Consider the following 25,694-nt stretch of genomic DNA (forward strand, 5'->3'; position numbering starts at 1 on the left):
AATATTGTGTTTTTTTTGCACTTGTTAAAACCCAATTATCTTATCATCCTTATCATAACTAATCATTTAAAGATGAAAAAACGTTTATTCTTGCCAAGAGCTACCCTACTCATGATGGTCTTTTTGGCAATTCAAAGCACTCTTTGGGCGCAGAGCCGCATCAGCGGAACTGTCACCAATGATAATGACAAATCGGCTTTAGCAGGTGTCTCGGTAGTTGTAAAAGGAACTAATACGGGTACATCTACCGACGGAACTGGAAACTACTCTATCAATGCCCCTGCTGGATCCACATTAGTATTTAGTTTTATAGGATATGGCACCAAGGAAGTGGCTGTAGGAAATCAGACTCGTATCGACATTGCTTTGGCCGAAACAAGCGAAGCCTTGCAGGAAGTAGTCGTAACGGCGCTAGGGATTAAAAAAGAATCTAAAAAGCTTGGATACGCTACCACTACTATCAATGCCGACGCTCTTACCGAAAACCGTACCCCCAATTTTATGAATACCTTGCAAGGAAAAATAGCAGGGGTCAATATTTCTGGTTTGGGAACAGGGCCGGCTGGTACGTCTAAAATTAGGATTAGGGGACAGTCTTCTATTTCGGGGCAAAACAATCCACTCATTGTAATCAACGGGGTGCCCATTGATAATACCAACTTTGGAACCAACCCCAATAATGCGGGTGCTGATAACTCAATCGCTGTGAGAGGAGGCGGAAATACCTCAGACGGAGGAGATGGTCTTTCAAGTATCAATCCTGACGACATTGAGAGCATGACAGTCTTGAAAGGCGCTACAGCGGCGGCTTTGTATGGCTCACGTGCCAAAGACGGGGTATTGATGATTACGACCAAAACCAAAGGCACAGGCCGTGGGATTGGCGTGACTTTTAATAGTAATTATACCAACGAAACGCCTTTGGATTTTACTGATTTTCAGTATGAATATGGCCAAGGTGAAAACGGCGTCAGACCTACAACCGCCAATCCTACCTCAGGGCAATGGTCATTTGGAGAGAAGTTTCAGCCAGGCATGACTCAAGTGCTTTTTGACGGTGTTACGGTGCCGTATGAGCCTGTTTATAATCGTATTCGCAAGTTTTTTAGAAACGGCTCCAATTTTACCAATACGGTAAGTTTGTCATCTGCTAGTGACAAAGGGGGGTTCAATCTTTCTTTCTCAAATTTAGATAGCAAAGGTATTGTTTCAAACAATAGCTTTAACCGTAAAACTATCAACTTAGGCTTTGCGTATGATTTATCTAAAAAATTGAGCTTTTCGGGCAATGTCAACTACTCTAATGAGTATAACAAAAACCCACCAAACATCGCCAACCAAGATAACTCTATCCCAACGGCTATCTACAATCTGGCCAACTCTATGCCATTGGATTTGCTAGATGCTAAAAAATACGATGCAGCTGGAAATGAGTTTGTTTATTCAAGGTTCAGAAACCGTACCAATCCTTATTGGGTATTGGCGGAGCAGTTTCAGAATATTCGTCGCGACCGTATCTTTGGTAACATTTCGGTCAAATACAATCTCTTACCTTGGTTGTTTGTGCAAGCTAGGGTAGGGCAAGACTACTGGTCTCGTGACCAAGATTTCAACAACTTCCCTACAGGCCACGCTTCTTTGGCGGCTGCACCAGCAGGTTTTGTCAACGGAACTTATACCCAAGAATCGCGTAGATTTAGAGAAACCAACGCCGACATCTTGATTTCAGGCACGCAGAAATTCGGAGATTTTGGCTTAGATTTCAATATCGGGGGCAATCAAATGTACCGCCGTTCGGATTTAAATAGCGTATTGGTACAAGACTTTGTGGTAAGAGGACTTTATACTGTCATGAATGGTCGCGTCAAAGACCCTATCTATGGCTTGTCAGAAAGAGCCGTAAACTCAGTGTATGGTTCAGCAGAGTTTTCTTACAAAAACTTTTTATTCTTAAATGCTACTGCCCGCAACGACTGGTTTTCGACCCTCTCTCCTGAAAACAGAAGCATCTTGTATCCTTCAGTATCGGGAAGTTTTGTGTTTTCGCAAGCATTTGATGCCATGCCTAGCTGGTTGAGCTTCGGTAAAATCCGTGCCGCTTATGCGCAAGTGGGTAGCGATACTGACGTTTCTCCTTATTCCAACAACTTGTTTTATGGTATCAATGCCAACCTTTTTGGCGGACAGCCCGTGGGTGGTTCGCAAGGAACAACTGTACCAAATGCTGGCTTGAGACCAATGCGTACCGAAGAAACAGAGCTGGGCTTGGAGTTGAAATTGTTTAACAACAGAGTATCACTTGATGCGGCGGTTTATAACAAAATCACGACCGACCAAATCGTTTCGGCCCAAATTTCCGATGCGTCGGGCTTTGTAACTACGCTTATCAATAGTGGTAAAAGCCAAAACCGTGGTTTTGAAATGTTATTGAATCTAGTACCTATCAAATCGCCTGATTTTCAGTGGGATTTAACATTCAATGCATCTTACAACAAGACCAAGGTAATCAGCTTGATTACGGATACTCCGGGCGAGAGAATCACCGTCGGAACTCACGTATTCAATGGGGAGCTCCGCCAAGTCGTAGGCCAAGAAATGGGACAAATCTACGGATTTGGCTATCGTAGAGATGCCCAAGGGCGTATTGTATATGGAGGCAATGGGATTCCACTGCGTACTACTGATTTGATTTCTTTTGGTAGTGCTCTTCCTAAATGGATAGGTGGTATCAACAATGCCTTCAACTACAAAGGAGTGAATCTATCGTTCTTGATTGATTTCAAACTAGGTAACAAAATGCTTTCAGGAACCAACTTCAACCTAGTAAGACATGGCCTTCACAAAATGACTTTGCCGGGTCGCGATGCGGGCGGAATCGTGGGTGAAGGTGTAAACGAGCGTGGTGAGCCTAATACCGTGAAAGCCAATGTACAACCTTATTGGGAAGTAGTACGCTCGTTGGCCTTGGTAGAGCCTGTTATTTATGACGGCGGCTATTGGAAGCTTCGTCAGATTACGGCAGGCTATGATTTTGGTAGATTTTTGCCAGCTAAATCTCCCGTTAAAGGTTTGAAATTGAGCTTTGTAGCCAACAATGTTTTGATGCTGAAAAAATGGGTTGACAATATCGACCCCGAATCTTTTGGGTACTCTTCTGACAACCTCGTAGGTATGGAATCTACTGGTTTGCCTACCACGCGCAGTATGGGCTTTAACTTGAATGTCAAATTTTAGTGAATGAAAAAGAAATGAATGGTAAATGATTGACATTCTTAAAAGAAAAAACACATGAAAAAAATTCTTAAATATACATTAGTAGTCACAGCAATGCTCGGAATGGCGAGCTGTGACAAAGGGTTTGACGAGCTTAATGTCAACAAAACAGCCGCCACGGCGGTTGATCCAGCCTTTATTCTCAACAATGCCCTTATCAATGCTTCTTTTCCGGCGGGTATTGTTCAGTACGAAATGGGGGTTGTGCAGCAGATGGTATCTCCAAACTCTGGGGTTTTGTTGGGAGCCAATTTCAACCAAGATAACCGTGAAGCTACTCAGCAAACTTGGCAGCGCTATTATCGTAGCGTAGTTAGAAATACTGAAGATGCCATTCTATTGGCTAAGGCTAATCCTGCGCGTACCAATTTGTTGAGCATGGCTCGTATCACCCAAGCTTACGCCTTTATGATACTAACGGATACCTACGGAGATATTCCGTACTTGCAAGCGGGTAAAGGTTTTACAGACCAAATCGTACTTCCCAAATACGATACGCAGCAGGCTATCTACACAGATATTATCAAAGAATTGACCGAAGCATCAGCGGTATTGGACGCCTCCAAAACGATTGAAACCGCCGATATACTTTATGCAGGTGACGTCACTAAGTGGAAAAGATTGGGCTATTCGCTGCTACTCAGAGCAGGGATGCGGTTGAGTAAAGTAGATGCTGCGCAAGCTCAGTCCATTGTACAAAGAGCGGTACAGGGTGGAGTAATGGCTTCCAATGCTGACAACGCCTCTATCAAACACGACCCTAACTATGTCAATGGCCCAGGGCAGATGTTGAACTCAACCGAGGCAAACAACTTCTATTTAGCCGCACCTTTTGTGGATTATTTGAAGAAAACCAATGACCCCCGCCTTACAGCTATAGCCCTACGCTATGTGGGAGCGGCTTCTGGTTCAGAGCAAGTGGCTGCGCGCGGCTCCAAAGACCCTGCTATACAAATTGGGATGCCCTTTGGGTACGACAACAACTCTATCGCTCCTGTAGCGGCAGCAGCTAAGTTGGCAAGTTTTTATGATTATTCTCAGTTAGACCGCACTCGCATGGGAAAAAATACCGCGCCTATGTTTTTGGTGACGTATTCTCAAACCCAACTTTTGCTAGCTGAGGCTGCGCAAAGAGGCTGGACTACTGGTGCCGTGGCCGATTTTTATAACAAAGGTGTAAGGGCTCACATGGAGCAGCTCGCTTCTTATGACGTAAACTCCACCGTGCCTACGGCTGCGATTGATACTTACCTTGCCGCAAATCCGTTGGTGGCTGCTACGGCATTGGAGCAAATCAACACCCAATACTGGATTGCTTCTTTCTTGAATGGGCCAGAAGCATTTGCTAATTTTAGAAGAACAGGTTTCCCTAAGTTGACACCTAATCCCTTTCCAGGCAAAGGAATCAAGGGCGATTTCATTCGCCGCTTGACTTATCCTAACTCTGAGATTTCGGTCAACAGCACCAACGTAAAAGAAGCAATCGGTCGTCAAGGGGCTGATGATTTGGATACTAAAGTCTGGTGGGATAAGTAAATTTAGCTAGGAGTCAAAAGTATTGAGTATTGAACGTTACCTTTGTGTAAAGATTCAGTACTCAATATCAAACACCAACCATACACACTAAAATGCAAATTGGATTCGTAGGCCTTGGTAAAATGGGCTACAATTTGGCACTTAACCTACATCGCCACGGTTATGAAGTAGTAGCATATGATGTTGCTACCGACAATATCAAAAATATTTCGCTCGAAGGCGTGTCACCTGCTTATAGTTTGGAGGAGCTATGTCTGCAGCTAGAAGGTCGAAAGGTCGTTTGGCTTATGGTACCCGCTGGCAAGCCCGTTGATGATTGCATAGAGGCTTTAATACCTCATTTGCAGCAGCATGATATTATCATTGATGGTGGAAACTCTAACTTCAACGATTCGGTGCGTCGTGGCAAATACCTCAAATCTAAAGGTATTGACTATCTCGATTGCGGAACGAGCGGTGGCGTAGAAGGAGCGCTGTATGGAGCTTGCACGATGATTGGGGGTGAGGCAGAAGCATTTAACTACTGCGAATCTGTATTCCGTGATATTTCGGTCGAAAACGGATATTTATACGCTGGTGGCTCTGGCAGCGGGCATTTCGTGAAAATGGTACATAATGGCATAGAATATGGCATGATGCAAGCTATCGCTGAAGGCTTCGAAGTAATGGAAAAGTCTCCTTACGGGCTTGATTTACAGCAAGTCGCGCGGGTGTTTAATCATGGGTCGGTTGTAAGGAGCTGGTTGATGGAACTAACTGAAAGCGCCTTTTCTAAAGACCCTAAACTAGAAGCGATTAAAGGTGTAATGCATTCGTCAGGCGAAGGCAAATGGACCCTCGAAACAGCCCTTGACATGGGTATTCCTACCCCCGTAATTGCACTATCATTATTGATGCGTTATCGTTCTCAACAAGATGATACTTTTACGGGAAAAGTAGTGGCAGCTTTAAGAAATGAATTTGGAGGACATGCGGTAGAGAAAGCGGTCTCCTAAATCGGTATACTATAGGTTTTGAAATCCCACAAATTTGTTTGTGGGATTTTTTATTTATAAATGACTGAAAAAAAAATAATTATTTTGAAAAAATCATAAACTCAAATAAGTACTAAATTAGAAGAGCAATAATGCCATTTTTTTGTTATTTCAATAGGTTTAAGTGTTTGAAATTCAGGTGGTTGATTTTGGGAAATCAAAAATTTGAATAATTTAGCTCTTTGAATAATGTATAATTTACACGATTATGCAGAATCAGAGTTTAAAGAAAAATTTATGAAATAGAATCATTTTTAAGTAATAAGTCGTACTTTTACTGTGGCAATTTGCCATTTTTTATCAATATTTTATTTTTTCAATGAACACAGGAACAGTAAAGTTCTTCAATGAAACAAAAGGATTTGGTTTTATTGTAGACAGTAACACAGGCGAAGACATTTTTGTACACGTATCAGGTCTAGTTGATAATGTTCGCGAAGGTGACGTAGTTACATTCGAGACAGCTCAAGGCAAAAAAGGCTTGAATGCAACCAAAGTGAAACGCGCGTAACGAGCAAACAACTCGAAAGACATTTCACGTCGACGTAAGGCATATATTTTGTGTCAAAAGTGACGGTGTAAACAAGGGCAAACGATTCAAATCGTTTGCCCTTTGCTTTTTTGGCTACCCTTAGGCGGTAAGCTTTAAGCAGTAGGCATTTTGTGCGGTGTTTTTAGACAATCACAGCCAAGGAGGCAAAACCTTTTTAATAAAAAGCTTATGTCTTACGGCCTACGGGAGCCTATTGCTAAGTAGCTACGACATTCTTTGAACAGGTTCAAGGCATGGTGGGTGTTTGGCACTACTGCTCAAAAGCTGACGTTTTCCATGAGGTGCCATTCTGTTCTAAAAGCCATACTTGAACATCTTTTAGTTTTTTTACCACTTTAGCACTTTCTACTACACCAAGTACGCTGAAAGCAGTCGCTAATGCGTCGGCATCAGTACCATTGGGAGCGATCACGGTGGTACGGGTATGATTGATTAAACCAATGCCCGTTTTAGGATTTACGATGTGTGAATATTTAATGCCATTATGCTCAAGATAGCGATAAGTTTGCCCAGAAGTGGCAATGCCACAGTTGTGTAAAAACATGATTTTTCGATAGGTTGTATCAGCGCCACCGGTATTTATTTCGATACTCCATCCTTCTTTGTCGGGCGGGGCATCGCCGAGGGTGAGGTCTCCTCCTGCATCTAAGAAGGCTTTGGTGATGCCATAGTGGCGCAATACCAAAAGAGCACGGTCGGCAGCATAGCCCTTTCCAATACCCCCAAAATCAAGCCTCATCCCTTTTTGTTTCAATAATATCTCTTTAGAATGCGGCCTTAATTTTACCTTTTGATAACCTACGAGTTTTTGAGTGGCCTTTATTTCGGCTGAATCAGGAAATAAACCCCGTCTTATCGCTCTTCTCCAAAGCTGAATCACCGGTCCTATGGTAGCATCAAAGGCCCCGTTGGTTTGTTTACTCAATCGGAGGGATTGGTTAACTACTTCAAAAAGGATAGGACTTGCTTTAAACCATTGGTTGGTGCCAGCAGTTGCCGACAATCGATTGGTCTCACTACCATCTAGGTAATCGCTTAAAATAGTATTGAGATAGTCTATTTGTTTAAAAACACTATCCGCCGCGATTTGGGCAATTGAATCGCTAGGGGCATAAAAGATGAGATTAAACTTAGAACCCATCGCTGTTTTAGTATAGGCGTAGCGCGATTGGGCATGTAGTAAAAAAGGAAATAACATTAAACAAAAAAAAAGACTCCTGCTCTTTATACCATTAATTAAATACATAATTGTTTGAAATGAAATGAGTATTTATTCTTTGAAGGTGCAATTTGAAGGAATTTTAGGGGTTCTTCTGCGTTTTTTTGCAAATTAATAATAACTTTTTTTTGTGAAATGAACCTTTTTGCACGGTTTTTGGTAGAACAGATATAAAACCCGTCTCATGACATTCTTGTATTGTATTTTTGCGGTAGGTTGTTGTTGCTGTTGCCTTGTTTTGTAAGGGTGATAGGTATTTTTATGTATTTCTAATCGAAAATCCAGCTGCCCTTTCCTGTCGGAAGGGCTTATTTTTTATCAATCCATCTGTGCCATGACATTGACCACACAAGATAAAACGGCTGCTTTTTTTGAGCGACTTTCTAGCCAAAATGCTCAATATCAGTATTTTTTGCCTTCGCGTGCCAACGTAGGCAAGTTTGTCGAGGAAATGATGGGCTTTTTGTTCCCAATCACGCAAGATTGTGGACATTTGTCTCGCAATGTAGCAGATGCTTACACGCATCTTCAAAATCGTTTGGTTTGTTTGTTGGAACCATTAGGAAAAAAACTACCGCATGAAAAGAACGAAACGGCGGCTCAGTTTTTAGCGCAGGTACCCTCTATCTACGAAAACTTGCTTCTTGATGCACAGGCTATTACAGACAATGACCCTGCTTCGGTAGGAATAGAAGAAGTGATTGCGGTATATCCAGGTTTCTATGCAATTGCAGTCTATCGGATGGCACATGCACTTGTAGATTTGGAGATACCTTTGCTGCCCCGCATGCTTACTGAGTATGCTCATGGTTTAACGGGCATTGATATTCACCCTAAAGCCAATATAGGTAAGTCATTTTTTATTGATCATGGTACGGGAGTGGTGATTGGGGAAACTACCGATATCGGCTGCAATGTCAAAATCTACCAAGGAGTGACTTTAGGAGCTTTGAGCGTTTCTAAGTCGTTGGCCGAAACCAAACGCCACCCTACCATCGAAGACAATGTGGTGATTTATGCCAATGCGACGATTTTGGGGGGAAAGACGGTGATAGGTAGTAATTCTATTATTGGAGGTAATGCTTGGCTAACTGCAAGTGTACCGCCTTTTTCGCAGGTGTATCACAAAAGTGATGTTAAGATAAGGCATACCTCCAATTAGCGATGAGCCATGCCATGAATAGCAGCAGGCATGACTTATCGCTATAGAGGCTGAGGTTCATTAAAAAAGTAAGCCTTAGAACTTTAGTTTTTCTTCCATGATATCAAGCTGATGAAGGTGCTTTTTGATGATTTCTTCATCAAATCGATCGTCCATTTTATTGGTTTTGAGAAGCCATTCTCTTTGGAGATTCAAAATTTCTAGGTGCAATACCTTGGTTTTAGACGTTAGTTCCTGAATATCTTCTGATTGATTTTTTGCTTCCCATTGCTGAAACACACTGCGCCATACTGAGGGCTGACTACCGGAATCTTGGTATTTGATTTTGATATGATTCAGCGCATTTTCTACTAGTTCTCTTTGAATAATGCCATGAGCTTCTTCTTCTTCTATATAATCGTTGAAGTTGGGAAGACCTATTTTTTTGATAAGGGTAGGGAGGGTCAGACCTTGTAAAAGCAATGTAGTAAGGATAACCACAAAAGTGATAAACAAAATAAGGTTACGTTGGGGAAAAGGACTCCCATTGTCTAACTGTACAGGTATAGACAAGGCTGCCGCTAGCGATACCACACCGCGCATACCCGTCCAGCTCATAAGTATGGGGGCTTTGAAGCCCGGATTACGGTCGGCTACCTGAATAAATCTCCCCATGAACATACTCGTAAATACCGCTCCAAAAGAAGAAAGAAACCTAACAATAATAAGGACGGCAGTAATGAGTAGACCATATCCTATGGCCGACGAAAACGCAATACCTTCTTGTTTAAGTCCTTCGGTGATTTCGGGCAAATCTAGCCCAATCATTAAAAATACCAACCCATTCAAAAGAAATACGAGACTTTCCCACACATTGTAGCCGCGTAATCGTGCCGAACTGCTCAAAAATTCATACCTTCTTATGGATAAAAACAGACCTCCACTTACTACTGAAAGTACTCCTGAACTATGTACATCTTCGGCCGCAATGTACATAATGTAAGGAGTAACAAGGGTAATGATAATATCAATATTAGCATTGGTAGGTAAGATTTGGTGCATTTTCATAATCACCCATCCTAACGCTAATCCGATACCTACACCGCCCGCCACCATCCACAAAAAACTCAAAGTCGCTTGTGGTAAATCAAATTGCCCAGTAGCTACGGCAATCAGTGCAAAACGAAAGATAATCAACGATGAAGCATCATTGAGCAAGCTTTCTCCTTCTAAAATAGAAGACATACGTCTTGGCACTTTTACAAATTTCAGAATGGCGCTTGCACTTACAGCATCAGGTGGAGAAATGATGCCACCCAACAAAAAACCTAAGGCTAGCGTAAATCCCGGAATGAAGGAATTGGCAACTATCGCTACACAGAGTGCTGTGAAAAACACTACTAAAAAAGCAAAGCTGCAAATGATGCGCCTCCATCGCCAAAGCTCTTTCCACGAAATAGCCCATGCTGCTTCGTAGAGAAGAGGTGGTAAAAAGATGATAAAAATAAGCTCTGGCTCAATATGTAAGACAGGAATGCCGGGAATAAAACTTATCACTAGACCTGCTACAACCAATAAAACAGGGTATGCTACTTTGATTTTTTCGGCCAACATAATAAGCATTACAATGGCCACAATCATTGTAAGCAAGTAGGGGAAATGTTCAATCATAGTTTTTTTGAGAGTTCAATCTGGTTTTAGAAAGAAGAAAGGATTCACGCAATACAAATCACTAAAATCTAAAACAAAGTATTTTGGGTTATAGACAAATATAAATAAAAAGAGCTGACGTACAAATAAGCACATCAGCCCGATTTTGGCAAAACATTTTTTTGCCTATTTCCTATTCTGGAATTTGCTCTATCAATACCGCTTTGTCTGCGTGGTCAAAGTAAGTACAAGTCATTTTTTCGATACAAACGGCCCATTTTTCAATCCCTGTTTGGGCGCACATTTCCACAAATGTCATGTAATCTGTTTTGCCTTGCTGATGTTCTTTGAGTTGAATTTGAAACGATTCCTGATGGGTTTGAGAAGCCACCGTAAGCGGCCCGTACTTTGGAGAAGTAGAGGCTTGATAGTCGTTTATGCCCCAATAGGTTGTATGACCATCAGATACATACGTCTCATAAAAAGTGACGCCCAATGCCTTGATTTCTTGAATATAAGCTGGAAAATCGGCACCTGATTTTACTTTGCTGTGGGCTTCTTTGATTTGGTCTATGCTAAACATTGTTTGTAGATTTTGTTTTACGGTTACAAAGTTCGCAAGACGGTGAGAGCCAAGATTGTAAAAAATCGTTTTTCTACAAAAATCGTTTAAAATGCTCTGGGGTATCGCCCGTGTATTGTCTAAAATCTTTGATAAAGTGCGCTTGGTCAAAGAAATTGTTTTCATAACAAATCTCCGTCAAAGACTTAACTTGACCCAGTTGGTCTAAAACGGTATTGAAGCGTACAATAGACGCAAATTTTTTGGGAGAAGTCCCTACTATCTTTCTAAATCGTTTTTCAAAAGGGCTTTGGCTAATGGCCAATTTTTCGTTGAGTTCTTTGATTTTGATGGTGCCTTTGGAGTGATAAATCATCCTCACTGCTTCTACTATCAGCTTGTCGATTTGTATATCTTTGAGTTGAGTCAATAAAAACTGCTCCATTATCTCAATTCTTTTTTGGTCTGAAGAGGCATGAGATAGCCGTTCTTCGGTTTCGTTTACTTTGTGTTTCTCAAAGATATAATCAAGCGAAACACTCTGATTAAACAACTCATGCGCTGGATGAGCCGCAAAATGAGTAAATCCGATTTCGGTAAAATAGACTAAAATAGTGCCTATATGGGGCGCATTTTTAAATATTTTGTAGCTGTCGGCGATACCCGTGACGCCCGCCGAGGCCAATGGGTGCTCTACTTCATTATGAATCGTAAATAATTGCCCTCGATACTGAAATCCTACCACAAGCCCCGAAGAAGGAAATACTTTGTATTCGGATTCCGTCTGATTTTCCGAAATTATGAAGTATTTCACAAAGGGCTTTAAGGTATCGATTGGAATGATTTTCTCGAATCTCATGGCCATGTAAATTAATTATAAACGGGCAGTGGCGTGACGGTATATCCGAGTTTGCGGAGTTGTTGAATCAAGCCTTGTTGATAACACAAATGTCTGAAACCTACCGCCACAAAGCAATTATTGGATACAAATGCTTCGTTAAGTATTTGTATCCACTTTGTATTTCGTTCAATTAATAAGGGCGCAGAAATAGTATTGGTAGAAATATCTTTATCGAATTCGTAATCAATCTCAAGCTTTTTATAGGTATTGATGAAGGTGCAGTCTGATAAGTTATTGTCAATCATATTTTTCATGAAATTGATACAATAAGAAGCGTATACTGAGTCTTGAGAACGACTAAAGTTTTGGGCGGCGTGGTTGAGCAATGCCTGTTGTGGGCTGTCTAACGAATACGTTTTTTTGTGCTGATTAAGCGCCGATTTTTCAATATAATGATCCATTAATTCCGTAAAAGGAGTTTCGGTCTCACAAAAGTTGGTCAAGTACAGCCTCGACGTGGTGAGGGTAAGAAGCAATGGACTGAGCGTATAATAAGTACTATCATCGGCTTTTTTGATAAAATCCTTGAATATCTTTTCTTGTTTATCATCCAAAATAGCACGCCATTTCTCCGCATTCCACGGATTTTGTGTATGCTGTGAGGCGCTGGTAGTTACGGCCGCTTTCTCCTCTACATATACAATATCCGATTGTTGGAGCTTGCTTACAGCATTAGAGAGGGATTGAAAAAATGAGGGATTTACTTCATGAAAAGTACCAAACAAAAAAGATGTATGGCGATTCCCTGATTTGGTGACTTCCCAAAGGAGTGTTTTGGGGGTGTTTTGGCCATGAAGAGCGATTGTTGCCCACAGGTAGATACCCGTCAAAATAACTTTTTTCATGTGTGGAATGTTGGAAGTACTCTCTATCTTTAGCGAATGCCGAAAGATAGGATATTTTCAAGAGGTTTGTCGTTCTTTCTATAGGGTATTGGTCGTTGATTAATGGGGTATAGGGCTTTTCTATGTCTAAAACTATCGTCGACTCATGAGCATCACGGTTTTTCCAAGTTGTTTGCGCAAAATAGATAATTGACCTATATGAAATCCTTCGTGAATGGCGAAAAAAGCAAAAAGGCCAAGTAAGGTCTCGTCAGGAATAGAGGTTTGAAACGGGGCTTTGGCTGATAATTGTTCTTCTGAGGTATTATGAAGGGTAGCTTTCAAATCCACACTCACAGAAAGCCAATCAGTTTTGATGGTTTCAAGATCAGGAGTAGCAGCCCCCATTTTGTTGGAAGAACCTTTGCCAAATAGGGTGTGATATTGAGTGAAGTTTGACTGTTTTCCTAAAGCTATTAGAAGGGTGCTTCTACAACTTATTAAATGTCCTACAATCCATTTTATGGGGTTGAGATTCTCGGCTACTTGGAGATTACTTTCCGCATCAGAAATACCTTCTAATGTATTTAAGAACCAAGAGGTTTGTAATTCGAACTGGGCTAAAATTGCAAATTTGTTCATTTGAGTACTAAATTTTAGGTTTTAATGATAGCTAAACTTTTGAGTGGAGGGGCATTTTTGAGGTAATCGAGGAAACCTTCACTGATACCGATTCCAATCAATTGCTCTTCTGAAAAAGGAGTTTTGAAAGGTAATGCTTCATTTTTCTCAAAGTATTTGGGTAAATCAATGTTAGCAATAGCGGCTCTCCCAATAGCCACAATGTCAAGCCCCAAATCCATGGCTTTTTGGGCATCTTCAAGGCTTTTAATGTTTCCTGCTGCCGCAAGTGGGAGAGAAGAGATAAGCCCACTCCTGATGTATTCAATTAAATTTTTTTCAGGATACTTCACAGAATGACTTTCATAGTTTAATTGAGAAGAATGAATATAATTGACGCCATCTTCGGCCAGCCAATTCGCAATTTGGATATTTTCGTCAATGTCTAAGCCCGTTTCTAGCCCCATTCCTTCGAAGTTCATTTTAAAACCAATAATGAAGTCTTCTGAAACCTCAGCACGACACGCTCTGACCACTTCCCTCGAAAATTTTGCTCGGTTCTCAAGATTTCCCCCGTAATCATCGCTACGTTGGTTGGTCATGGTGCTTATAAATTGAGTAAACAAATATCCGTTTGCTCCATGTAGCTCTATACCGTCGAAGCCTGCTTTTTCAGCTCTCGCACAAGCTGCTGCAAAATCATAAACAATAGCCTTGATTTGAACTTTTGATAGTTTTTTTGGGGAAACAAAACCACTAATCATGGGCATTGAATAGCTACTTGCGCTGTGCGATTTTTCGCCTGTCAGTGCTTCAATCGTTCTAGAGCCACCGTGGCACAATTGAAGTAAATTCACGCTGCGGTTTTGCTTCATTTTATCGGATAGCTCTTTAAGAGGAAGAATCATGCTATCGTGGGCAATGCTCAATTGGTTATAAAATGCGATGCTAGTGTCAGAAATAGAAACTGCGCAGGATATAACTAAGCCATAGCCATCGTTTGAAAGCCGTTTGAGCCAACTACTTTCTGCGGAGCTTAGAGTACCGTCGGCATTGCTTTGTTGAGTTGTCATAGGAGCAACGGCAAGCCGATTGGGCATCGTAACTTTTGAATTTATTTGAAAAGGAGAAAATACTTTATTCATGTTTGTATTGTTTTTACAAACATATTTTCATTACTTTACTTTTGCAAGTAGTTACTTATTTGTAAAGTAATACCAAAAAGTAATGTTTTGTTGATTACAAGGATATTATAAAAGAAAAAATGTTAGAAAAAATAAAGTGCCCCATCACTCGAACAATGGAAATAGTGGGTGGGAAGTGGACATTGCCCATTATTTATGTCTTACAAAGTGGAACCAAACGTTTCAAAGATTTGGAACGAAGTATAGAAGGTATCAACACCCGAATGCTTGTGAAGGAGCTTAAAGCACTAGAACAAAACAATATTGTTGAACGAAAAGTATATGCCGAAGTGCCGCCCAAGGTAGAATACTCATTGACTGATAAAGGCCGAGCCTTAAAAACGGTTTTAGAAGAAATGAAGCGTTGGGGGAAAACCTACATTGAGTTATAGATCAACAAATTATCCCATTTGAAAATGGAGTAATCAATATGGCGAAGCCCTTGGGATGTTTTTGATTATCAGTTGCTTAAAATGTTTTCAGATTGTTGGATTAACCGCGCACTAATTAGACCCAAAGGGAAGTTTACTAAGGTTTTGACAAACGCTCTAAAAAACAATTTTCTCATCTTTGCCCTCTAACCACGTATTGCGTACAGCACCCGTTCCGTTGAAGCGGTATTGGACGCCGATGATGTCGGTGGGAGTATTGGTGACTTTGGCGGTGTACGCCAATTTGTTGTTTACAAACAATTTCATTTCACCCTGTTTACACTCAATTCTAAGTTTGGTCCAGTCGCTGGGCGTACATCCAAAACCGCTTAAATCAGCCTTGTCACTTGCCACATAGTATCCAAAAGCAGCCAATGAAATATCACCAACACAACCAACCTTTGTAAGGGGGATGATCATAATGTCGTTCTTTGCTTGCAACAACACCGTTACCTTTTGACAAGCATTGTTTCCTTCGTCGGGGCCACTTTTGAGTTCGGTTTCAAAGGTGAAATTATCGGTCATTATACCCTTGATGTCTTTTTGGTTGAATAGCCGAATCTTAGGTGGGGTAGGGTGGAGTGAAACGTCATACTTTTGAAGCAATTCTCTATTGACCTCAACAAAGGTTTTGTTTACAATATCAGATTGCTTAAAATACAAAGGCTCAATGCCCCAATCGGCCTCAACGACGCCAAGCCAGCCGTCGGTTTTGATTTGTATGTCGTGCTCTTTAATGATTTCCTTCCCAATCATCAATTTTGCTCGGAAATACCCAGGATAATAATAGATGGATGAATGGTGCTTGTCGTTTTTATTGACCAACACCTTACGCCGTACGTCCCACGATTGTGAAATAAATACTGAATCTTGGGGGTTGGCATTGGATGCGTCAAAATCAAAAATTACCGAATTGGGTAATCCTTGGGTGAGTATTGTTTTCGACGAAAAGTTAAAATCGTTGGGGTTGTATTTGGGTTTGCTCGAAAGAAAATAGAAACCAAAAATGCTTAACGAAACAACGGCCAATGTCACTAAAGCCCACCGTTGACGATTCCAAAAACCAGTTGTCAGCGGCGTCAAAGAGGGGGAAGGAACAGGGGGCGTTGGTATTATTCTTGGTGGAAGTACTTCGGTATTTTCGGTGTTTTTGACCAAAAAATCACGCCAATCTTCGTAGTCCAAAAACTGCGCAAGGGCGTTGAGGGTGGTCATGGAAGGCTCACTTTTGTAGCTTACTTTGCCAAAAATTCGCTTCAAGGTCGATACGCTCAACGAAACACTTGTTTTTTCAGTAATCTGTTCGCTAAGTTTTTCAAAATCGTAATTATTCCAAACGCTGCTTTCGCCCCATTGTAAGTGTGACTCAATTTGGGATTTGAGCTTGATAATTGGTTGATGAATGGCTGTTGTGTTCATAATCGACAAAAATAAGGCAAAACGACAATAGAATGAACTTGAACCTAACTTGACACAAGTTTGAACCAGCTATAACCGCCCGAATCGCCGACTTTTGGTGAAAAGTCCAAAATAAAACGGCTATTCGTCCATGAAAAAATTGCTTTCAATGATGTGGGTGCTTGTGTCTCTCCAAGGGATTGCACAAAAAAACAAGGATATTTCTTCTTCAAGAAGAACTGATAATTCGAATCTACTGATACCCGAACGCTGGGATTTTCAGGAAGGGAAAGTCACATTTATGGATTATAAGGGTAAAAAGTCCATGAAAATAGGCTCTAGGTCAGGGCAGGTGGTGTTGAAAGACGTGGTTTTCAAGGATGGCACGATTGAATTTGACGTAGATCCGCACCCTACGGAGTTTGCGTCTTCGGTTTATTTTCACCGAAAAGATGCCAAAGAACAAGAAATTGTTTACCTGCGTGTACCCCGAATCGGGAGTAAACTAGCCAATCAAGGCATTCAATATACGCCTTATTTTGATGGGGTCAATATGTGGGACATTTATCCGCAGTACCAAGCCCCTGCCATGGCCAAAACGGGGGAGTGGAATCACATGAAATTGGTCATTTCGGGTAAACAAATGAAGGTGTATGTGAACGATATGGTCAATACGGTATTAGAAGTTCCGAAACTGGAAGGAACAATCGCTGAAGGTAGCATCGCTTTTGAGGGGGAAGGGTACATCACAAATCTCCAAATTAAGCCCAACGAAACCGAAGGATTGGCAAGCTATGAAGGAACTGATATGACCAAACACGACGGGCAGTACTTGCGAAAATGGGCAATTTCGACGCCTGTTTTGTTTCCCAAAGGCAATGAAACGTTTGCCGAAAGTTTACCCGATGCGGAGGATTTTTTGGAAAGTATCGACGCCGAAACGGCGGGCTTACTTAACCTAACCCGACGCTTTGGGGCTACGCCACAGCGTAAACTCGTGTGGCTTAAAACGAAAATACTGGCTTCAGAACCTACCTTTACGAATTTACAGATTGGCTTTAATGATGAAATTTGGGTGTATCTCAACAATGAAATGGTGTTGGTTGACAAAAACCTGTTTCCCCAAGTAGGAATGCGGAAAATCCCAGGTGGCCGACTCGCTATTACCAATACAGTGGCTAAGCTAAACCTGAAAAAAGGTGAAAATGAGCTTCTCATCGCAGTGGCCAACGATTTTTATGGCTGGGGACTCATGGCACGGCTCGAAAATGTAGAAAAAATTGAGCGCACTGATGAGGTGGCGTCTATTCTTAATTTAGCCGAAGAGATAAAAAAGACGCCACTTGAACCCTACGTAGGGGTGTACGCCCAACCTGGAAGTGATTATAAACTTAGATTCGCTCAAAAAGACAAAAAACTAGTCGCAAAGGTGATTAATTCGGACGTTGAGTTTAAGATGAAATACATTGGAAATCATACTTTTAGTATTCCACAAGCCTTTGCAACAGTGCAGTTTAAGCCAACCGAAAACAAACTGAGTTTTAAACAGGGCGTGGACGTGAAAGAGTTTGTAAAAGAATAAAGTAAACTGGAGACATTCCAAGTTTCAGGTACTTGGGAGTATAAACTTGGAAAGGTTGTTTGGGAATTTGAGTAGCCTTTCCAAGTGATTGAAGCGAAATAACCGTTTCTCAAGCAGCCAAGCCACGCCTCAGCATGAGGGCAGATACAATGTCACCGCTAGCGTAGGGAGTTGTACCACTTCCGCCTATGTAGATGTACTCGTCCAAGCGCCTTGTGTAGCAGGTGTTACGGCTACACCCCAAGTCAGCTGCGACAGCAGCGGCACGGCTACGGTTACTTTCACGACCTCGGCCGCTGCCCCTAGTGGCTACCGCTTCCAGTACAAAACCGTATTGGTGCAGCAAGATAGCCTCTCTGGCCAATGGGTCGATGCCACGGAGTCCAATTGGCAATCTTCCAATGTGTTTGCCCAAGTACCCGACGGACGCTACAAAGTAAAACTCCGCACCCGCATCGACAACCAAAACGACCTTTTCCAACCACATCATATCTCTGAGGTATGTGCTACCTCCAGCGAATTTGACGTAGCTTGTACCCAATTTACCTGTGACTATTACATCAAAGCCGTCAATGCCAGTGGCCAAGAGGTTTCCAAACTCACCCGAGTAGCGGGCAGCAACAGTCTCTACCAGACTGTTACACTCAGTGCGGCATTCTTCGAGGCTGCTCCCGCCAATCTCTCTTATAGTTGGACAGGGCCGGGTATCACTACCCCTATCACCTCCTCGCAGCTCTCAGCTCACCAAATAGGAGAATACAAACTCACCCTTACCCAAGGCACTACCACTTGTGAGGCATACATCAACCTCAGCGGTACGCCTTGTAGCCCTATTGCCTCTGCTCCTTGTGGTAGCGTGCCTACCATCAACATCGTAGGCGGAAGCACCGAAGCAGGGCCTTATCTCACAGGATTGGCCGTAGGCGATGAGTTTACGGCTGCCGACTATACCGTTACGGTGACTTCCCTCTACAGCGCGGGCGGTGATACTTACTCCGGCGAAGGCTACGTAACCGTAAAACTCGTGGGTGGTACTAGTGTGGATATTACGGTGGAGTTTGCCGACATCAAAATCAACGATTGCTATCAGCTAGTGGTAGGCACTGTCAAAAGCATGTATGACCCTAGTTGGAGTAATGTGGCTGATGTGGATGACCTTCTCTCTTCCTTAAAGGATGCTTCAAAACAGATAAAAGATTTATTGGCTGAATACAAGGGTACCCCTCAACAAATCTCTACTATTCAAAATACCCTAATTCCTCTTTTACAACCCTATAAAGACAACCCTGAAGTAGCGGCGGTAATCAATCAATTAAAAACACTTTCTACTCTCTGTAAAGCAGATGCCAATGGCGAACTCCCTGCTACTTGCCAAGCGGCTCTCGACTCAGTCGAAATTGCTTACAATAAACTCAACAAGTTCATTGATTTCTTACCTCCTTTTCCAAGTTTTATCAAAGAGATAAGTATTGCAGCTGCCCCCAATGGTCGGGTGGCGGCCGAAGATCCCGTGGGAGTAGCTCTTGCTTCGGTGTTTACATTGGCGGCAGCCGATGCTTGTGGAAGAGACTTTTGTCAAACGGGTAGTTTCTGCGTCTGTGATACTATCAACGACGGCATCCAAGGCTTCTACCAAAATCTTTATTCTCCCGAATATAAATTCTGGCGGGTAAAAGTCAATGGAGAGAAGTATTGGGTTATCAGAATGTATAGCTTGAGTGATGTCATCTATGCCTATCGAAAAGTCAATAATGACGACCTCCCAAACATCGAAGTAGAATATCAACAGTTTCGCCCGCAGGGAGGGCTTACCGCAGCGGCAGCCCTAGCCGATGCTGGGCAACGATTTGTGTTTCAAGTAGGTCTAATGTTGGCTACGGGGGGAGGAAGTTCAGTCTCAGCTGAAATAGTGAGTAATGTAGCCGATGCTTTCATCACTGCTGCTGAAGACAGTAATGGCGACCCTGATAAGTTTGTGTCGGAGTTGGGTTCTAATCTAGCCTTTTCTGCTTTAGGTTTTCTACCAGAGGGAATTGGGGCCTTGAAAAAGTATTTTCGTCTCAACAAATTTCAAATGGGTGGCTTCCCTCAGGCAGCCAAAAATGCGCTCGACAATCTTAGAGCAAATTCAAGCCAATGGACTACCGATTTTGCAGCCTTCAAAAATAATGTAGCTCAAGAAGCACTGCCTAAGTTTAAGAAAATCTTCAAAAATAAACTTAGTCCTATTTTTCAAGGTATCTCTGCTGTAGGTGCAAAAATTGACCATAAAAACAAACAAATTTTAGATGCTGCAGGCAATACAATCGCTACTTTCCAAAATAATGTATTGAAGTTTACTGAAAGGGCCGTGCCTGCTGGATGGACGAAAAAAAGTACATTTCATGAAGCCGAGATAGAAGAAGTGATTGATGGCATACCTGTACGCAAAAAAACAGATGTTGATGTTTGGACTTGCCCTACTTATGTTGCTCCCAGAGGAAGAGCCTCTGCTGAAAGTGATTGTATTGTTTTAAAAATAGCCACAGGTAGCATCGACGATTTACTGGAAATAGCCAGAAAAATGTTGAAAGATATGGGCCAAGTAGGACGAGCTAATGATAAAGATGTTCTTTATAAAATTGTTGATTTTATAAACCCCACTAATCCTGAATCTGTCACGGCTCTCCAACGGCTCGGGGGGATAGAGCACTTGAAACAAGTTCTCAGAAGTAACCCTTACGCACCATGCTGTGGCGGAAAAGGTAATTCTTACTTCCCCTCAATTGCTGAGCACTTGGGCTATTTACGAACAACTTTATTAGAATTCGGTGGAGACAATGCAACCACGGGATTTGGTACTTTCATGAAGACTCTTAAAAACAACTCTGCTATTGGAGCGCAAGATGGTTCTGCCCATGCGCTCAAGAAATTGGCACAGTATAAAAAAGCCGATGTTGTTGCAATGGAAGGTAAAATAGCAGAAGACATTGATTTAGATGCGATTTGTACGGGATGTTTGTTTGATATTAAACTTACAAATGGTACTTTTATCGAGTTAAAAAGCTACAAAAAAGAGACTTTAGACGGTATTGCGAGTAGTACTAAGTTTATCAATCAATTTAAGCAATACCTACAATCTTTGAGTACGGAAGGAAAAGATATATCCAAACTCAAATATGTTTTCAATGGCAAGAAGGTCTCCGAAAAAGAGGTAAAAGAAGCGTTTGTGAAACTGTTTAATAGAAAAGCAGAGGAGATATATTCAGCAAATGAAAGCGTATTTAATGCTTTTGGTCTTAACGTTGCTAAACTAAAAAATATAACTGACCAACATGAAATTTTTGATTTATTTATTGATACATTAAACTAACGTATGATTACTTTATTATATTCTCTTACTGACTGTCAGTACAATTCTTTTGATGTAGATGTCAATACGTTTGTTTTTTACTCGAAAAGTAAAAAACAAATAGTAATTAAGTCTGAAAATTTTCATGATATTTCAGAGACATCATATGATTACCCTTACACTCACAATTTTAATTTATTGACCAATAAAATTTTTTTTAATGGTTCTAATTCAAACCTCCATATCTTAACCTATGAAGGTGAATGTAATCCTATAAAAGGTGTAGTTCTTAATACGGTTTTTCAAAAAAGTAATTTGTTCTCATGTATTGTAGAAGATAATGAAATACAACAAGGACAAATGCGGGAAATAGACTCGTTAAACCCTTTATGGAATTCCATATATACTCAATTTGAAAAACATGATAATTATTTTTTTGGATTTAGATGGCTTCCAAATAAGATTCGGCCTTTGTTTGGTATAATAAATATTGATACGGGAAAATCTTATTGGGAACAAGATGTGTCCGAAGTTGGCACTTTTGTAGAGTTAGGAACTCAAAAACAACGATATGGCTATATTCACAAAATCATAGGAGTACATGAGGGGGTAGTATGGGTAGGCATTACAAATGATACCCTATTGGGCCTTTCGGTCGACACAGGCGAGGTACTACACACCATACGCCAAACCCTACCTTTCGATTTTGAGTTTTTGGGCGAGCCGCGTATACCCAATTCAGCGGCTGTTATACTCAACAAAGCACAAAACGTCCTACAAGGATTTTCGCGGGGTTTCTATTGGGAAACGGACTTAAAAACCCTACAAACCCAAGTTTGGAATTTACGAGATTATTTCAAAAGTATTCCTTTGGATGATTTTTCTTCTCGCATCGAAGCCTTCGGGTCAAATCATATCGTATTTACTTGCGGTTTGGAATACGATGCTATAGGGCTTTTCAATACCCAAACTCGGCAAGTCGATTGGTGGCAGCACTTAGGGGAAAATGGCCCCCGAAGAGGCGTAAATGTAATGACCCTCAAAGTCGTAGGCGATAGAATCTACACCATAGATACCACCAACACATTACGAGTATTTGAACGTATTGATTAATAATTTTTCTATGAAAACCCGAATTTTACTTTTAGCAGGAGCCGCCGCCGTGTACAGCGGTTGTCATTCACTAAGGCAAGTACGCAAAACTTAGTCAAACAACTTTAAAAAGCTCCTGTCGTAGGTATGACCGATTTAGCAGATAAAACCCTGAAACAACTATCCTAAACCAATGCGATTCCAATAACTATTCTCAAACATAGGAGACATATTCATACTATTATCATCAAAAGCTAGTAAAGCTATGAAGTATCTATACAAAATCTTACTGCTAAGTATCAGCTTGGCCGCGAGGGTAGCGTGGAGCCACTCCCACGATGACCCCACCACCAAGCCACCTACTTCTACCCCCGCCGCACCGAGTAGAGTCGTCAGTGCCCAAATCGCCGATATGGATGCCGCCCTTGCCGCCCTCAATCAGCGCATGAGCAGCACCACTCCCGCCGTAGATTTGATGGCCAACCTCCCCATAGTCGTCTCAGAAGAGGTAGCCGAAAGCCGCGTGGAAGCCCGCAAGCTTTTTCGCTACCTCGACCAAAACCCCGATAAACTCATCGAGAGCCTCACACCCGAGGCACTGCTTACGTTACCAGTGGGTTTATCAAAATCATTGGGCGACAATTCGCGCATCACCGTAGGGATATTGGAGGCCAAGTTTGAGAAAGCCGTCACCAAACTTACCATTTTTGTACGGCTCAACTTCCACGTCAGCGGCAGCAGTGAGCCCAATCGAGAGCTATTTTTTGGTGCCCAAGATGTTACCTTTACCCGAGAGGGAGGTGTCAGCGGTTTTACGGCGGCATTGTTGGGCGATTTTGTACTACCCATGAAGCAGTGGACCGTCATCCTAAAAGGCACCACCCAACCTGGTTGCGCAGGTACCAAAGCCGAGTTTGAGTGTGGAGAGTTCAAGATAGGCAGTCTATGCGCCGAAGTGGTCTTTCCGACCACCGTCCTCAAGCCAAACCCGTGGTCTGTGTCTGCACAGACCTAAAAAATGCAACTCAAAAAAGTTTTGGGGTACAAGTTTAATATTTAAGAATGATTACCATGGTAGAGGAACATCAAGAAAGCAAATTCTGCAAATAGGTCTGTGGGACACAGACCACGGAGCAGAGACAAAACAAGAGCTGCAAATGAATTGTTAACCATTTCAAAAGTGGCAGATATAGAAATAAGAGCGATGACTTTAGCTGGTATTCCACAGGATATAGCAACAGGTTGGGTTGTAAAAGCATTAGAAGACCTAAAAAATAAAGGGGTGACTACAATTACAAATATTCCATGGAATGGATTAAACAAAAATAAATAAAGATGAAAACATACGAAAAAATTTTGGAAGAATTTGGGAAAATTCTTACCAAGGAAAGTTTTGACTCAAGCTTATTGAAAATTGAAAACTTGAGGTCTATAAAAAACCCATTATTAGATTATGACCCTCATATTAAATACTTACAAAGCTTATCAAAAGAAGACTACGAAAAGCTATTGGTATTCGTACCCTATATATTGATGATTCAACTAATGGGAGTATTATCGATATTTCAAGATGAGGAGTCTCAATACAAACTTATTTATAATGCTGATGATTCAAACGTTGATTTAGCATTAATAAGTGATGGTTTAAGTGCTGAAGTAGCAACAGAGTATGGTTGGATTTCACAGTTCAGTAAGGTTTTAGCAGATAATCAAAGAGTTCCTCCATTACTTGCTATGCCTAACCTTGAAGCCTAATTCGGCTGAGACCAAAATAGCAAAAGTTACTAATGGCCTGATTAAGGTTGCAGAGAGGCTGATATCAGAGTAAAAAAAGTATCTGCTGATTTACAACTCAATAAAGGCAGAGAAAGAGAAGATTCCTATGTAGAACAAATTAAATATCAAGACAAACGTAGTGGGGACGATGGAGGACATTTAATCGGTAATCAGTTTTATGGACCAAATGAAGCTATTAATATTGTACCAATGCGCTACGATTTGAATCAAAGACGTAAAACAGACGGAGCGTGGTACAATATGGAAACTCAATGGGCTAAAGCTTTAAAAGGAGAAGCGCCTTATTCTTCGCCTCAAAAGGTAAATGTTGAGATTAGTATTAGATATGGTACAGATAGAAGGCCTGTTTCATTTTTGGTAAAATATCAAATCGGAGATAATCCTGCAATTACACAAAATTTCGCAAACTAAATTTCTAAAATGATGGATTATGCTCAAAAACTGAAAGAAATATTTCAGCAACTACTCATAGAAAACATTAACACGTTAGTTGTAGAAATAGATTATTATACCGAAGAAAAAGGATTTGGTATAAAAGGTAACACCTTCAATAATGAAGGATTACATCTTTCCTATTTAGATTTTGATGCCGAAATAGTATGGAATATTAGTGATATTCTAATAGAGTGGCAAAATGGGATTTATGAGGAACAAAGGTGGAATAAAGCCATTTTTACGACATATAGCGATGGGCATTTTGAAGTAAAAACATGGTGGGATGAAGACTTTCAAAAAGAGCTTTATCCTAATGGATAATAATTCCTTACATCCTAAACCCTCTTTGTTTCTTTTTAAAAGCGGGAAAATGTGTTGTTCAATCCCGTCATTGACGGCGAGCGTCAAGAAAAGAAATTAACGAGAAGGCAATCTAAAAACTTGGAAAGTCCATTAATCGCAGTTACTAAGACTTTCTCACCCCGTGGTCTGTGTCTCCACAGACCTAAAAAATGCAACTCAAAAAAGTTTTGGAGTATAAGTTTAAGAATTATTAACATGGTAAACGAACATCAAGAAAGCAAATTCTGAAAATAGGTCTTTGGGACACAGACCACGGAGCAGAGCAAGAGCAAAACCCTGAAACAATTATCCTAAACCAATGCGATTCCAATAACTATTCTCAAACATAGGAGCCCCCCCGTTGTGCGTAGTGTTCAAAGAACACTGCGTACCCCAAATAAATAGCCGTTTGCAACGGCTCGACCAAATTAGAATATCAACTAAGCAACCGTAAAAATCAATGGCATTTGCACGCAGAATACAAAATCCGGAAGGACTTTATTTTATCACCTTTGCTACGGGACACCGACCACGGTGATATGTTGTTCAATATCATTCATCAAGGAAAGAAATTAACGAGAAGGCAATCTAAAAACTTAGAAAGTCAGTAGAAAAGAAAGCATAACGCCGTATATATTAAACGCTATTTTACGCACTCTCAGAGATTGTAAACTAAACTGTGTCACCCCAAATTGAATCAAAGGGGGAAAATAAGTAACTTAGTTTTAACTTATAGACACAATGAAAACTGACGAATCCTTTAATTTCGAGCGCTTCAAGGAAGAAGC

22 protein-coding genes are annotated in these 25,694 nt (G+C 41.2%); 14 read left to right on the forward strand and 8 right to left on the reverse strand.

Features of this window, described 5'->3' with window-relative positions:
• Positions 1-72 precede the first annotated feature (72 nt).
• From P1X15_RS16590 to P1X15_RS16605, 4 genes are all read left to right on the forward strand, one after another.
• Positions 73-3,234: a SusC/RagA family TonB-linked outer membrane protein gene (locus tag P1X15_RS16590; protein WP_277339252.1), complete on the forward strand. Its 3,162-nt coding sequence runs from the start codon at positions 73-75 to the stop codon at positions 3,232-3,234.
• A gap of 54 nt (positions 3,235-3,288) precedes the next feature.
• Positions 3,289-4,809 (forward strand): SusD/RagB family nutrient-binding outer membrane lipoprotein, encoded by a 1,521-nt coding sequence (locus P1X15_RS16595; protein WP_277339253.1) that lies wholly within the window; start codon positions 3,289-3,291, stop codon positions 4,807-4,809.
• A 92-nt stretch (positions 4,810-4,901) separates the two neighbouring features.
• Positions 4,902-5,804 (forward strand): phosphogluconate dehydrogenase (NAD(+)-dependent, decarboxylating), encoded by a 903-nt coding sequence (gene gnd, locus P1X15_RS16600; protein ID WP_277339254.1) that lies wholly within the window; start codon positions 4,902-4,904, stop codon positions 5,802-5,804.
• 358 nt (positions 5,805-6,162) lie between these two features.
• Positions 6,163-6,354, forward strand: coding sequence for a cold-shock protein (locus tag P1X15_RS16605; RefSeq protein ID WP_028665982.1), 192 nt, complete (start codon positions 6,163-6,165; stop codon positions 6,352-6,354).
• Positions 6,355-6,646: 292 nt separating this feature from the next.
• Here the strand turns inward: P1X15_RS16605 and P1X15_RS16610 are convergent, their stop codons facing one another.
• Positions 6,647-7,594: an FAD:protein FMN transferase gene (locus P1X15_RS16610; RefSeq protein ID WP_277339255.1), complete on the reverse strand. Its 948-nt coding sequence runs from the start codon at positions 7,592-7,594 to the stop codon at positions 6,647-6,649.
• A gap of 355 nt (positions 7,595-7,949) precedes the next feature.
• Between P1X15_RS16610 and epsC the strand changes: the two genes are divergently transcribed.
• A complete protein-coding gene (epsC, locus tag P1X15_RS16615) occupies positions 7,950-8,777 on the forward strand; it encodes a serine O-acetyltransferase EpsC (protein WP_277339256.1) in 828 nt (275 codons plus the stop codon).
• Between the two features lie 75 nt (positions 8,778-8,852).
• Here epsC and P1X15_RS16620 read toward each other — a convergent pair whose 3' ends face one another.
• The 6 genes from P1X15_RS16620 to P1X15_RS16645 all read right to left on the reverse strand — a co-directional run bounded on the left by P1X15_RS16620 (position 8,853) and on the right by P1X15_RS16645 (position 14,459).
• A complete protein-coding gene (locus P1X15_RS16620) occupies positions 8,853-10,427 on the reverse strand; it encodes a Na+/H+ antiporter (RefSeq protein WP_277339257.1) in 1,575 nt (524 codons plus the stop codon).
• Between the two features lie 172 nt (positions 10,428-10,599).
• The gene (locus P1X15_RS16625) at positions 10,600-10,989 is read right to left on the reverse strand and encodes a DUF1398 domain-containing protein (protein WP_277339258.1); all 390 of its coding nucleotides are present in this window, start codon (positions 10,987-10,989) and stop codon (positions 10,600-10,602) included.
• 73 nt (positions 10,990-11,062) lie between these two features.
• The gene (locus tag P1X15_RS16630; RefSeq protein WP_310586025.1) at positions 11,063-11,833 is read right to left on the reverse strand and encodes a helix-turn-helix domain-containing protein; all 771 of its coding nucleotides are present in this window, start codon (positions 11,831-11,833) and stop codon (positions 11,063-11,065) included.
• Positions 11,834-11,838: 5 nt separating this feature from the next.
• The gene (locus P1X15_RS16635; protein ID WP_277339260.1) at positions 11,839-12,714 is read right to left on the reverse strand and encodes a TraB/GumN family protein; all 876 of its coding nucleotides are present in this window, start codon (positions 12,712-12,714) and stop codon (positions 11,839-11,841) included.
• 132 nt (positions 12,715-12,846) lie between these two features.
• A complete protein-coding gene (locus tag P1X15_RS16640; protein ID WP_277339261.1) occupies positions 12,847-13,335 on the reverse strand; it encodes a DinB family protein in 489 nt (162 codons plus the stop codon).
• Between the two features lie 14 nt (positions 13,336-13,349).
• Positions 13,350-14,459 (reverse strand): NADH:flavin oxidoreductase, encoded by a 1,110-nt coding sequence (locus tag P1X15_RS16645; protein ID WP_277339262.1) that lies wholly within the window; start codon positions 14,457-14,459, stop codon positions 13,350-13,352.
• 119 nt (positions 14,460-14,578) lie between these two features.
• Here P1X15_RS16645 and P1X15_RS16650 point away from each other — a divergent pair, with 119 nt between their 5' ends.
• A complete protein-coding gene (locus tag P1X15_RS16650) occupies positions 14,579-14,890 on the forward strand; it encodes a helix-turn-helix domain-containing protein (RefSeq protein WP_277339263.1) in 312 nt (103 codons plus the stop codon).
• A 156-nt stretch (positions 14,891-15,046) separates the two neighbouring features.
• On the opposite strand, the gene P1X15_RS16655 is transcribed toward P1X15_RS16650, so the two are convergent.
• On the reverse strand, positions 15,047-16,348 hold the full coding sequence (locus tag P1X15_RS16655) for a hypothetical protein (protein WP_277339264.1): 1,302 nt from the start codon (positions 16,346-16,348) through the stop codon (positions 15,047-15,049).
• Between the two features lie 130 nt (positions 16,349-16,478).
• Between P1X15_RS16655 and P1X15_RS16660 the strand changes: the two genes are divergently transcribed.
• The 8 genes from P1X15_RS16660 (at position 16,479) to P1X15_RS16695 (ending at position 24,885) form a co-directional block, all read left to right on the forward strand.
• Positions 16,479-17,909 carry a family 16 glycoside hydrolase gene (locus tag P1X15_RS16660; RefSeq protein WP_277339265.1) on the forward strand — a complete coding sequence of 477 codons (1,431 nt, stop codon included), beginning with the start codon at positions 16,479-16,481 and terminating at the stop codon, positions 17,907-17,909.
• Between the two features lie 88 nt (positions 17,910-17,997).
• On the forward strand, positions 17,998-21,261 hold the full coding sequence (locus tag P1X15_RS16665) for a hypothetical protein (protein WP_277339266.1): 3,264 nt from the start codon (positions 17,998-18,000) through the stop codon (positions 21,259-21,261).
• Between the two features lie 450 nt (positions 21,262-21,711).
• A complete protein-coding gene (locus P1X15_RS16670; protein WP_277339267.1) occupies positions 21,712-22,353 on the forward strand; it encodes a hypothetical protein in 642 nt (213 codons plus the stop codon).
• A gap of 244 nt (positions 22,354-22,597) precedes the next feature.
• Positions 22,598-23,347 carry a hypothetical protein gene (locus P1X15_RS16675; RefSeq protein ID WP_277339268.1) on the forward strand — a complete coding sequence of 250 codons (750 nt, stop codon included), beginning with the start codon at positions 22,598-22,600 and terminating at the stop codon, positions 23,345-23,347.
• Between the two features lie 165 nt (positions 23,348-23,512).
• Positions 23,513-23,665 (forward strand): hypothetical protein, encoded by a 153-nt coding sequence (locus P1X15_RS16680; RefSeq protein ID WP_277339269.1) that lies wholly within the window; start codon positions 23,513-23,515, stop codon positions 23,663-23,665.
• A gap of 2 nt (positions 23,666-23,667) precedes the next feature.
• Complete coding sequence (locus tag P1X15_RS16685) at positions 23,668-24,087, forward strand: hypothetical protein (RefSeq protein WP_277339270.1); 420 nt, start codon at positions 23,668-23,670, stop codon at positions 24,085-24,087.
• A 63-nt stretch (positions 24,088-24,150) separates the two neighbouring features.
• Entirely contained in the window at positions 24,151-24,540 is a 390-nt protein-coding gene (locus tag P1X15_RS16690; RefSeq protein ID WP_277339275.1) for a DNA/RNA non-specific endonuclease, read from the forward strand.
• 9 nt (positions 24,541-24,549) lie between these two features.
• Positions 24,550-24,885 (forward strand): hypothetical protein, encoded by a 336-nt coding sequence (locus P1X15_RS16695; protein ID WP_277339271.1) that lies wholly within the window; start codon positions 24,550-24,552, stop codon positions 24,883-24,885.
• The last annotated feature ends 809 nt before the right edge of the window (positions 24,886-25,694 follow it).

Origin of the sequence: Runella sp. MFBS21, assembly GCF_029433105.1 — a bacterium.
In the GTDB taxonomy this organism is placed as follows: domain Bacteria; phylum Bacteroidota; class Bacteroidia; order Cytophagales; family Spirosomataceae; genus Runella.